11 protein-coding genes are annotated in these 8,990 nt (G+C 62.9%); 4 read left to right on the forward strand and 7 right to left on the reverse strand.

The window, feature by feature from the left end; genetic code table 11:
* The first annotated feature begins 118 nt into the window (after positions 1 to 118).
* The gene (locus tag AC5RWO_RS07935; protein WP_498730731.1) at positions 119 to 1,210 is read left to right on the forward strand and encodes a substrate-binding domain-containing protein; all 1,092 of its coding nucleotides are present in this window, start codon (positions 119 to 121) and stop codon (positions 1,208 to 1,210) included.
* A 41-nt stretch (positions 1,211 to 1,251) separates the two neighbouring features.
* On the opposite strand, the gene AC5RWO_RS07940 is transcribed toward AC5RWO_RS07935, so the two are convergent.
* Positions 1,252 to 2,025 carry a M50 family metallopeptidase gene (locus AC5RWO_RS07940; protein WP_498730733.1) on the reverse strand — a complete coding sequence of 258 codons (774 nt, stop codon included), beginning with the start codon at positions 2,023 to 2,025 and terminating at the stop codon, positions 1,252 to 1,254.
* A gap of 251 nt (positions 2,026 to 2,276) precedes the next feature.
* On the opposite strand from AC5RWO_RS07940, the gene AC5RWO_RS07945 reads away from it, so the two are divergent.
* Complete coding sequence (locus AC5RWO_RS07945) at positions 2,277 to 2,711, forward strand: DoxX family protein (RefSeq protein ID WP_498730735.1); 435 nt, start codon at positions 2,277 to 2,279, stop codon at positions 2,709 to 2,711.
* A gap of 141 nt (positions 2,712 to 2,852) precedes the next feature.
* On the opposite strand, the gene AC5RWO_RS07950 is transcribed toward AC5RWO_RS07945, so the two are convergent.
* The 5 genes from AC5RWO_RS07950 to AC5RWO_RS07970 form a co-directional block, all read right to left on the reverse strand.
* On the reverse strand, positions 2,853 to 3,437 hold the full coding sequence (locus AC5RWO_RS07950; protein WP_498730737.1) for a DUF488 domain-containing protein: 585 nt from the start codon (positions 3,435 to 3,437) through the stop codon (positions 2,853 to 2,855).
* A 132-nt stretch (positions 3,438 to 3,569) separates the two neighbouring features.
* Entirely contained in the window at positions 3,570 to 3,773 is a 204-nt protein-coding gene (locus AC5RWO_RS07955) for a cold-shock protein (protein WP_074699652.1), read from the reverse strand.
* Positions 3,774 to 3,955: 182 nt separating this feature from the next.
* Entirely contained in the window at positions 3,956 to 4,438 is a 483-nt protein-coding gene (locus AC5RWO_RS07960) for an acyl-CoA thioesterase (protein WP_498730738.1), read from the reverse strand.
* Positions 4,428 to 5,687, reverse strand: a complete 1,260-nt coding sequence (locus AC5RWO_RS07965) for a plasmid pRiA4b ORF-3 family protein (RefSeq protein ID WP_498730739.1) — start codon at positions 5,685 to 5,687, stop codon at positions 4,428 to 4,430. The genes AC5RWO_RS07960 and AC5RWO_RS07965 overlap by 11 nt, the downstream gene beginning before the upstream one ends.
* Before the next feature lie 28 nt (positions 5,688 to 5,715).
* The gene (locus tag AC5RWO_RS07970) at positions 5,716 to 6,363 is read right to left on the reverse strand and encodes a TetR family transcriptional regulator (protein WP_498730741.1); all 648 of its coding nucleotides are present in this window, start codon (positions 6,361 to 6,363) and stop codon (positions 5,716 to 5,718) included.
* Between the two features lie 134 nt (positions 6,364 to 6,497).
* Between AC5RWO_RS07970 and AC5RWO_RS07975 the strand changes: the two genes are divergently transcribed.
* The gene (locus AC5RWO_RS07975) at positions 6,498 to 7,040 is read left to right on the forward strand and encodes a CarD family transcriptional regulator (protein ID WP_498730742.1); all 543 of its coding nucleotides are present in this window, start codon (positions 6,498 to 6,500) and stop codon (positions 7,038 to 7,040) included.
* A gap of 60 nt (positions 7,041 to 7,100) precedes the next feature.
* Here AC5RWO_RS07975 and AC5RWO_RS07980 read toward each other — a convergent pair whose 3' ends face one another.
* Positions 7,101 to 8,165 (reverse strand): App1 family protein phosphatidate phosphatase, encoded by a 1,065-nt coding sequence (locus tag AC5RWO_RS07980; protein ID WP_498730744.1) that lies wholly within the window; start codon positions 8,163 to 8,165, stop codon positions 7,101 to 7,103.
* 108 nt (positions 8,166 to 8,273) lie between these two features.
* On the opposite strand from AC5RWO_RS07980, the gene AC5RWO_RS07985 reads away from it, so the two are divergent.
* On the forward strand, positions 8,274 to 8,951 hold the full coding sequence (locus tag AC5RWO_RS07985) for a GOLPH3/VPS74 family protein (protein WP_498730746.1): 678 nt from the start codon (positions 8,274 to 8,276) through the stop codon (positions 8,949 to 8,951).
* Positions 8,952 to 8,990 lie beyond the last annotated feature (39 nt).

The raw sequence follows: 8,990 nt of genomic DNA on the forward strand, positions 1-8,990 counted from the left end.
GGCCGCCACAGGGCGGCCGCTTTTTTGGGCGAACTCATGCCTTTTCCTATCCCGCCGTCTGTGATAAATAAAACTAAGTAGTCTTATTAATTTGCTGGTCGTAATGAGGGTGGACGAGATGCGCAGACTGACAAGAGCCGGGTCGGCAGCTGTCGCCATGGCGGCATTGCTCCTGACGTCCTGCAGCCAGCAGGATACCGGAGGCTCCACGGGGGACGGACCCGAGGCAGCAGGCGCGGGTGGATTCGAAACGGGCTCCTCCATTGGTGTACTCCTATCCGGCGATGACTCAGGCACTCTTGAACAGGCGATCAATAGCGCCATCACCGAGGCCAATTTTGAGCCTGACATTCAGACGGCAGCGAGCCCGGAGGAACAGCTTCAGCAATTGAAAACCATGATGGAGAACCCCCCGGAAGTTCTCATCATCGACCCAGCCGACCCGGCACAGCTTTCCAGCGGACTCGAAGCCGCCGGCGAACTTGGACTACCCGTGATCTCCTACGACACACTAATCACGGGTACGCCGAATGTCGGGTACTACGTCGCGCACGACCACTCGAAGGCCGGCGAATTGCAGGCCCAGGCGCTATTGGACGGTCTGGCCGCAGATCAAGGCGAGGGCCCCTACAATGTCGAACTGTTTGCCGGCCCCGCGGACCAGCCGGGCTCGCAGGCATTTTTCGACGGCGCCATGGGAGTCCTCCAACCGAAGATTGATGACGGCACGATCAGCGTTCCTTCAACACAGCAAGGGTTCGAGCAGGTGGCCGCACAAGATGCGACGCCTGAGGCCGTTACTTCCCGCATGGAGACGCTGCTCGCTGACACCTATGCCTCACAGGACCTGCACGGCGTGCTGGCAGCCACGGATGAGCAGGCCCAGGCCATCCTCGCCGCGGTCGAAAAAGCAGGGAAAGACCTCCCGGTGGTCACCGGAACCGGCTCGGAAGCGGAAGCCGTCGAATCCATAATGAACGACCAGCAGTACTCCACCACTTACGAAGATGATCAGGCACTGGCCCGGCAAGCAACGGCAATCGTCAAAGCTCTGGCGCAGGACGATGATCCGACTCCAACCGACTCGGAAACGTACGACAATGGCTCCAAGATAGTTCCGGCTTTCCTGTTGGAGCCGGAACCGGTGACGCGCGAAAATGCGTCGGAAGTCTATGCCGATGACCCTGAGCTTTCCCGGCTGGCCAAGTAGCTGTCGACCGCGGCCGGACGGCGGCTGACCGGCCACAAGCATCAGATAGCGAAAGCCAGCAGCCCGACGGCGGACCACGCCGTCCCCGCCGCCACGGCGCAGGAAACGGCAATCACCAGGGCGAATCCGGCCAGCCAAACACCGGAGGGAAGGCCCGTGCGCCGGGACAGAATGTAGGCATCGGAGTTGCCCAGGAGCTGGCGTCGGCGCGTGTGCACGCTCAAAACATTCAGCCAATCCCGAACTGCCCCGACCAGCAGCGCAATCCCGATGGCCAACGTCGCATGCCCGAGGAACGCGGGCGGCGCGAAAAACACCATCAGCTGGGATACGATCGCCAGGCCGACGGCGATGACCGCCCCCTGGACGTTCCGGATGAACAGCAGCGTCACCAGGAGCAGAACCGCACTCACAGACAGCGCCAGCGAGGACCAGCCGTTGAAAGCGGCCCACACCAGCGCGGCCCCGACGACGGCGGGAACCGGATAGCCCCAGAAGCCCGTCCAGGCCGCTGCGGCCCTCCCCGAGCCGCGGCTGATCATCGCCCCGGAATGGTCGAAGCGCAGGTGGATGCCCCTGACAATCCGCCCGGTGGTCAGCGCGGCGAACGCGTGTCCCAGCTCGTGGACCACGGTAACGAACAGCCCGAAGTACCGCCACGTGGCACGCGGCACGGAGAGCATCAAGGCCACCAACAGAATGAGCAAGAGCTCTATCGCCGGCGCGTCCAGCGCGGGGCCTTGCCGGAAGCCCGCGGCAATCCTGCCCCACCATTCGACCGCGAAATCCTGAACATCTTGTTCTGTGCTGATCATCTCATCCTTGGTTCTCGAACTGCATCCGAAGCGGACTGTAGCAGGGCAAGCTGGACGGTGTTCGGGAACAGCCAGGCCAGCCCAGCATGAGTACGACGGCGACACTGGTCCCCCGCAACCCGGACCAACGTCACCTGACTTGACACTTCAAGTGTTTTTCTGTCAGTCTTTTATTGAAGCGTCAATCAATTGATGCTTATCGCTCGTTCCCGACGGCCGATACTTTGACCATAAGAAACGGTGAAAACATCATGAACCAATTCGCTTTGACCAATACCGCCCGCACTATCCTGCGCGTTGTCCTCGGCTTCCTCTTCACCGCCCACGGCTGGCAGAAGTTCAACGAATGGACGATCGCCGGAACCCAGGCCTCCTTCGGCCAGATGGGCGTTCCCGCCGCCGAGATCGCGGCTCCGGTTGTCGCCACCCTCGAATTGGCTGGTGGCATCGCCCTGATCCTGGGTCTGCTGACCCGCCCGGTCGCCATCCTGCTGCTCGTAAACATGCTCGGTGCCTTGTTCCTCGTTCACGCCCCGGCTGGTGTGTTCGCCATGGACGGCGGCTACGAACTGGTGCTCCTCCTCGGCACCGCGGCCCTGACTCTTGCACTGGTGGGCCCCGGACGCGTTTCGGTGGATTATGCCCTCTTCGGCCGCAAGGATTCCAAGCTGAGCGTCCTCGCGTAACCAGTACCTAGGCTCAAGAACCTAGACTCAAAACCTTTGGGCGCGCCCGCAGTTTTGGCTGGAGTGGCAGCGCAACCTGCCGCATTCAACCCAATACCGCGGGCGCGTTTGCGTTCGTTCATGCGTGCAGTTCGAACGCGCTTAGTCTGCTGGTCCGTCCCATCGGACAATATTGCCGTTGAGCCGTGCTCCCTCTGCCACTTTGTGCGGCGTCAGCTTGCCGCCGGGCATCACATGCAGCACGTCCACGCCGTGCCGGAGGACCAGGACGTCGGAAATGAGCCGGCGGTGGCAGCGCCACCAGACAGTTTCGCTGCACATGACTGCTGTCGCCTGCGACCGCGCATAGTCCAGCAACCGCTCCAGGCCTGCGTCGAACTCAGGGGTCCGTGTGTAGGCGGCATAGGCGCGGAAAGCGGCCACCTTCCACCAACTGTCGGGCTCCGGCTCGCCGGCAGGAATTCTTCGCCGGCCGCCCAACTGCTCTTCCCAGCGGTAGTCGATACCGGCGTCGGGAAGCCATTTGGCCAGAGCATCCTTGCCCATGTCCGGATGCTTGCGGCTGCCCGGAAAGCGCCGCACGTCAACGAGCGCTTCGACGCCTGCTCCGCCCAGCAGTGCGGCCAGTTCATTCCGACTGCTGGTGCCGTGGCCGACAGTGAAGATTCGCAAAGCTGTACCGGACGCCATACCGACAGTCTGCTCGGCACCGAGGCGTCTGTCCAACGCCCTGGCCGGTTCCTCAGCACGGCGGAAGAGCTGCGGGTGGCTGCAACGCGACCACGATCCTGCTGCTTAAAAAGGAACAGGACGGGAAATCCCGCCCTGTTCCCTGGCCCGAAAGCCTCAGATCCCTATTTAGAGGACCGTGATGTTTACTGCCTGGGGTCCCTTGGGGCCCTGCTCGGTTTCGAAGCTAACCTTCTGGTTCTCTTCGAGGGACCGGTAGCCACCCGAATTGATCGCAGAAAAGTGCGCGAAAACATCTGCGCTGCCGTCGTCAGGCTGGATGAATCCGAAGCCCTTTTCAGCGTTGAACCACTTGACGGTACCTGTTGCCATTTTTATGCATCCTTCTGTTTGAGACTGTTCCCGACCTTCGGGAAGCCCCAGTCGCGGTGTCCATTGTCCGCTTCTACAGAAAAAACGGCTAGCCCTTTGGGTTCGCCGTTCCAAGTACATGCGCAACACTACAACTGTGACCTAGTGTACACGGACTGGCCCGACACGGACATAGTCCCTGCTCAGCGGAAGTTTGCCTCGCCCACAAACGGCTGCAGGCGGGACTTCTGCTCCGGCGTAACACGAAGTAACCGCTGGTCCGCCTCATGGAAGAACGCCAGCGTCGTCTCGGCCCGGACGCACTCGTCTTGCGTGACCGGATCACTGATGACATAGGCGATGGTCAGGCTGGCCGCCTTCAACGCGCTGACCCAGACCTCTACGTGCGCCGGGATGTTCCGGTAGTTCAGCGGCCGCACATACTTGACCCGGTGCTCGGTCACCAGCGCCTGGGCTCCCTCGGGCAGGTCGGAGAAGACCGGCAGGTCCACGTCCAGCCCCGGCCCACCGGTACCCGCCGGCGGGCCGAAAGCGTGGATGCGCGCCTCCTCGAGGATGCGCAGGATCTCCACGTTGTTGATGTGCCCGTAGGCGTCCATGTCCCCCCAGCGCATGGGAACGTTGCAGCTCAGCCGCTTCCCGCCCGTTGCGGTGTCAGTCTTCATGATGTTCATTCTGCCGCCGCTGGACTTCCAACAGGAATTTGATGCCGGCCTCACTCGGCGACGGGGAACTGCGCAAATAATCTTCCTCTTCGAAAACGCCGAGGCTGCCCAGCATGAGGCGCGATTCGTTGTACAGATACCGCCCTTCATGCTCGGGGATAGCGGCCCCGTCCGGCATCCGGAATCCGACGCTCATCAAGGTCTGCGTCACGGCTTCACCAAGCATGTCGTAAGACGGCACGCGGTCCTCCAGCAGCCAAAGGACGAGGACCCTCCGTACCATTTTCTCCGCCGGAGTGCGCGGGTTCGCGAAACGGTCGGCGAGGTGGCTCCAGAGCCGCACGTCGTCGTCGTACGCTTTTCGCCCCGCAGGGGTCCGCACCAGCTTTCCCTTGTATTTCCGCAGCAGGCCCCATTCCTGCAGCGCCGAACGCAAGTCCAAAACCGGCAGCGTCTGCGATTCCCGGTTGAACTTGCCGTACCAGCGCTTTTCCCAGCCGAGGCTGGTCATCACCTCGGCGACAACGGCGGGCTTGAGGTAGCCGTCCTTGGTCAGCTCGAGCCCGTCCTCGCCGACGCGCCGCAGCAACCACTTTGCAGGAAGTACGACGGCGGCCATTTCCTCAGGCGTGGGTGTCGCGTCCCCGAGTTGGGGACTTAACCGGGCGAGGCTCCGGTTGCATTTCTCCAGGTCGAATTCCTGGGGATCGAACTGTGCGGCAGGCTTATTGGTAACCCAGGAGTACCACTTGGCCAGGTCGTCATGCTGTTCGTGGTTCGGATCCAGCAGGATCTCGCACAGCTCCCGGTAGCCATCGATTCCGCCGGAATCTTCCACCGGGCCGCGGTTGTCGCCGGCGATGCAGGTCAGCTGGCCCGCGGGCGCCACGGCATGGCCGTTGATGCTGATCTCGTGCAGCCAGCTGTCGCCGAAGTCGTACTCGTAAACCAGCTCCGTGCTCTTGGAGCTGAACACGTCCTCAAGGCTGAAGGCCGCTGCCGGCTCAGTTTCCAGCTCCATGATCGTTTCCTCGTTGCTGGCGAACCGGCGCTCCTCGCCCGCGGCATTGGAGCTTCGGAACATGTGCAGGTGCCGGGTGTCCCAGCCGAACGCCCGCTGGATGACCTTGTGCAGGTCGGTGAGCGTGATGGCGGCGGGCACGCGCAGGTCGCGCCAGATCTCAGGTTCCGTTCCGGCAATAGTGATGTGCAGGTCGAGGGCTTTCTCGGCAGCTCGCATGATCGTCATTCTGCCAGCTTTGCCGCCAGTCCTGCCGCTAACGTGCGAAAGCGCACGCCTGGCCGTAGATCTCTGCCAGGTCCGCCGCTTTCCCTGCCTCCAGCAGGCCCACCCAGGTATCCAGCGCGGCGCGGGCCACGGCCCCGGAAATGTCGATGGCCAGCCGCAGTTCCATCTGGTCGGCCCGCTCGGGACCGAACTTTGCGCTCAGGGCAGCCAGCAGGTCCTCGGTCCGTTCCACCGTCTGCCGGACCTGCGCCGAGCGCAGCGACGGTTCCTTGCGGATCAGTTGGCTGACCTGCAGCATCCGCTGGGCAGAAGGGGAATCATTGTCTGTGTAGGGCAGGACGGTCAGTGCGTAGAGCCGGTCCACTTCGTCGCGGACATCGCCCTGCGGATCCACCGAGGGCAGACCCGCGGCAATGGCTTCGTTGAAGTCCTGGTGAACCGGCAAAGCGGCTTCTTCCTTGGTGGCGAAATAGCGGAAGAAAGTCCGCGCCGAGACTCCGGCTGCGGCGGCAATATCGTCCACGGTGGTACTGGCAACTCCGCCCTCCGCGAACAGCCGCAGTGTCGCATCGGTGATTTCCGCCCGCGTTTGCAGCCGCCGGCGCTCCCTCAAACCAGGTGAAACGGTAGCCGAATGGTCCGCCGTCGCCCGCGTTTCTGCGCTTTTGACCCTCATCCGCCTCTTTCGTCCCTTCCGGCGCCATCCCGGACTTCCCGTGGCGCCGGCCGGTTTCAAGGATATCCCACATTTGCCCACCCCCTGCCAATGTGGCAGTATCTGCCATAATGGCATGAAAGGGCATTATTCTCATGAAGCTTAACGTAGGCGACAGTCTTGTCTACCCGCCGCACGGCGCAGTGACCGTAACAGGCGTTACCAACCGCTCCTTTAACGAGTCCGACACCAAGTACGTGCAGTTCCGCGTCCACCACGACGGGCTGATGATCGAGGTACCCGCGGCCAAGGCCAAGGACCTCGGCGCACGCCAGCCGATCGGCAAGAAGGGCGTTCAGAAGGTCATCAGCATCCTGCGCACCCCGGTCTCTACCGAGAAGGAAATCTGGTCCCGCCGTTTCAAGGCCAACCAGGAAAAGATCACCAACGGGGACGTCTACAAGATCAGCGAAGTTGTTCGTGATCTGACCCGCCGCTTGCAGTCCGGCGTCGCCCCTGCCGGTGAGAAGCGCCAGCTGGAACAGGCCCGCCGGATCCTGGTGTCCGAACTCGCCCTGTCCGAGAACACGGACGAAGCCGGCGCCGGTGCCATCATCGACGACGTCCTGCGCCCGGAAGACGTGGAAGAAGCACCAACAACGACGCCGAAGCGCGTCAAAGCGGCAGCCAGCGCCTAGCGCGCAACTTGGCAGTACCGCCAGCGGAGCCGGATCGATTCCGGCTCCGCTGTTGCATTCTCAGGAGCCGTTGATGATCCCGAGCTCGTGCAGCTGGGCGGCGATCCCGGCGCCGTCCGGAGCGTAGATCCAGTCGATGCCCGGCGTGGCATTGGCCGGCTTGGCCTGCGAACGCCCACCGGCCAGCACAGCCTCGCTGACGGACAGCTGACGGATGGCAATCGCCGCAACATGCTCCGGATAGCGCTGGGCGAAGCCCGCGTAGATGGCTTCGTCATGCTGGCCGTCGTCGCCAATGAGCAGCCACTTCACGTCGGGGAATTCGCGGGCCAGCCGCATCAGCTGGCTGGTCTTGTGCTCCATCCCGCTGCGGAACCACCGCTCGCGGGTCGGTCCCCAGTCGGTGAGCAACAGGGCGCCGTCGGGGTACAGGTTCCGCGAGAGGAAGCGTGTGAGGGTCTGGGCTACATTCCAGGCGCCGGTGGAGAGATACAGCACCGGACTCCCCGGATGCTCGCGGGTGACGCGTTCGAGCATGACAGCCATACCCGGTGTGGCATTGCGGGCGTGCTCATCCAGGACAAAGGTGTTCCACGCTGCCAGGAACGGCCGCGGCAGCGCGGTGACCATGACGGTATCGTCAATGTCGGACAGGATGCCGAACTTAATTCCTGAGGGCACGATATAGACCGCTGCCTCCACCGGTGTCGAGCCCTCGCAACTGAGCGTCACGGTGGTCCAACCTTCCGGCAGGTCTGCCGGCACATGCGAATCGACAACGCCGCCGCGGTCTGCCGTGACTTCATGCTGCTCGCCGTTGATGCCGATGACGACCTTGGCGTTGGCGACGGGCGGACTGATAAAGTTGCGCCAGCCACGGATGCCGTCCGCCAGGATCTGCGAGGCAACCTTCCCGTTTTCGAACGCGCCTTCCTTGGCCATCACTACGCGTCCGAGTACACGGACCCAGCCATTGGTCCCGTAGCCGGTGAACGGCAGGACGGCGACATCATCGCCGCGGCCCCGAGCCCTGCGCTCACGCCAACTCTGCCACTTGTCCTCGAGGCGCATCCCGATATGGGCGGCCTTCTCCTGGATGTCCTCGTTCTCTACGCTGGATGACATAGCCACAGTTTGCCATGCTGGTACCGCCCCACGGAAAGATTGCCCCTCCAAGCCCAGCTGGTGCGTATTTCCCTCCCGCTCCGGCCATGCAGCCGCTAAGCTGACTTCATGGCTCAGGAACCGGTTGCTTCTTCACCTCTGAGTGTTCCCGAAGCCTTCCTGCTGCTCTGCCTGCGGGACGGAGACGGCAAGGCGATGCTGGACGGATCAACGCTCAGCTATGGCCTGGGCGGAGCCATCCTCAGCGAACTGGCCCTGACCGGCGCCATCACTATCCAGGACCGGAAGGTCGTTCCTACGCCCGGGTATGACGTCGACAGTTCAATTGGTTATCGGCCTTTCCTGCAGCTCATCACTGATGCACGCAGACCATATAAGACCGAACACTGGGTAACGAAGTTTGCCAGCCGCTCTCCCAGGAAGCTGGTCGGCGACCTGCTCGCCGCCCGGAAAATTGTGACCCGCGTAGAAGGCAGGATCCTGTGGGTCTTCCCCACCGTTAGATACCCGGAAGTCGATCCGGTCCCGGAGCAGCAGCTGCGCGAACGGATAGGCAACGTCCTGTCCGGTCTCCGGCCCGACGGCTTCAGCGCCAGTGTCATCGCACTGGCGGATGCCACGAAGATTCTGCAGAAGCGTTTGGGCCCGGTCCCCAAGGAACGGGTGAAGGAAATTACCGACGGCGACTGGGCGTCCAAGGCGGTCAAGGACGCCATCTCCGCCGCGATCACGGCTGCCACCACCGTGACCACCATGACCGCGGTGTCCTCAGCCGGCTCGAACTAGGGGACCGGCTTCAACCAACAGTCCGGGTCTCAGCGGGTC

This window comes from Arthrobacter sp. B055-34 (assembly GCF_059090425.1).

What these genes read in the sequence shown, in the direction of transcription:
- AC5RWO_RS07980 (WP_498730744.1), bottom strand. Translation starts at nt 8,165, where the DNA reads ATGTCATCCAGCGTAGAGAACGAGGACATCCAGGAGAAGGCCGCCCAT.
- AC5RWO_RS07945 (WP_498730735.1), top strand. Translation starts at nt 2,277, where the DNA reads ATGAACCAATTCGCTTTGACCAATACCGCCCGCACTATCCTGCGCGTT.
- AC5RWO_RS07985 (WP_498730746.1), top strand. Translation starts at nt 8,274, where the DNA reads ATGGCTCAGGAACCGGTTGCTTCTTCACCTCTGAGTGTTCCCGAAGCC.
- AC5RWO_RS07960 (WP_498730738.1), bottom strand. Translation starts at nt 4,438, where the DNA reads ATGAAGACTGACACCGCAACGGGCGGGAAGCGGCTGAGCTGCAACGTT.
- AC5RWO_RS07975 (WP_498730742.1), top strand. Translation starts at nt 6,498, where the DNA reads ATGAAGCTTAACGTAGGCGACAGTCTTGTCTACCCGCCGCACGGCGCA.
- AC5RWO_RS07935 (WP_498730731.1), top strand. Translation starts at nt 119, where the DNA reads ATGCGCAGACTGACAAGAGCCGGGTCGGCAGCTGTCGCCATGGCGGCA.
- AC5RWO_RS07955 (WP_074699652.1), bottom strand. Translation starts at nt 3,773, where the DNA reads ATGGCAACAGGTACCGTCAAGTGGTTCAACGCTGAAAAGGGCTTCGGA.
- AC5RWO_RS07965 (WP_498730739.1), bottom strand. Translation starts at nt 5,687, where the DNA reads ATGACGATCATGCGAGCTGCCGAGAAAGCCCTCGACCTGCACATCACT.
- AC5RWO_RS07970 (WP_498730741.1), bottom strand. Translation starts at nt 6,363, where the DNA reads ATGAGGGTCAAAAGCGCAGAAACGCGGGCGACGGCGGACCATTCGGCT.
- AC5RWO_RS07940 (WP_498730733.1), bottom strand. Translation starts at nt 2,025, where the DNA reads ATGATCAGCACAGAACAAGATGTTCAGGATTTCGCGGTCGAATGGTGG.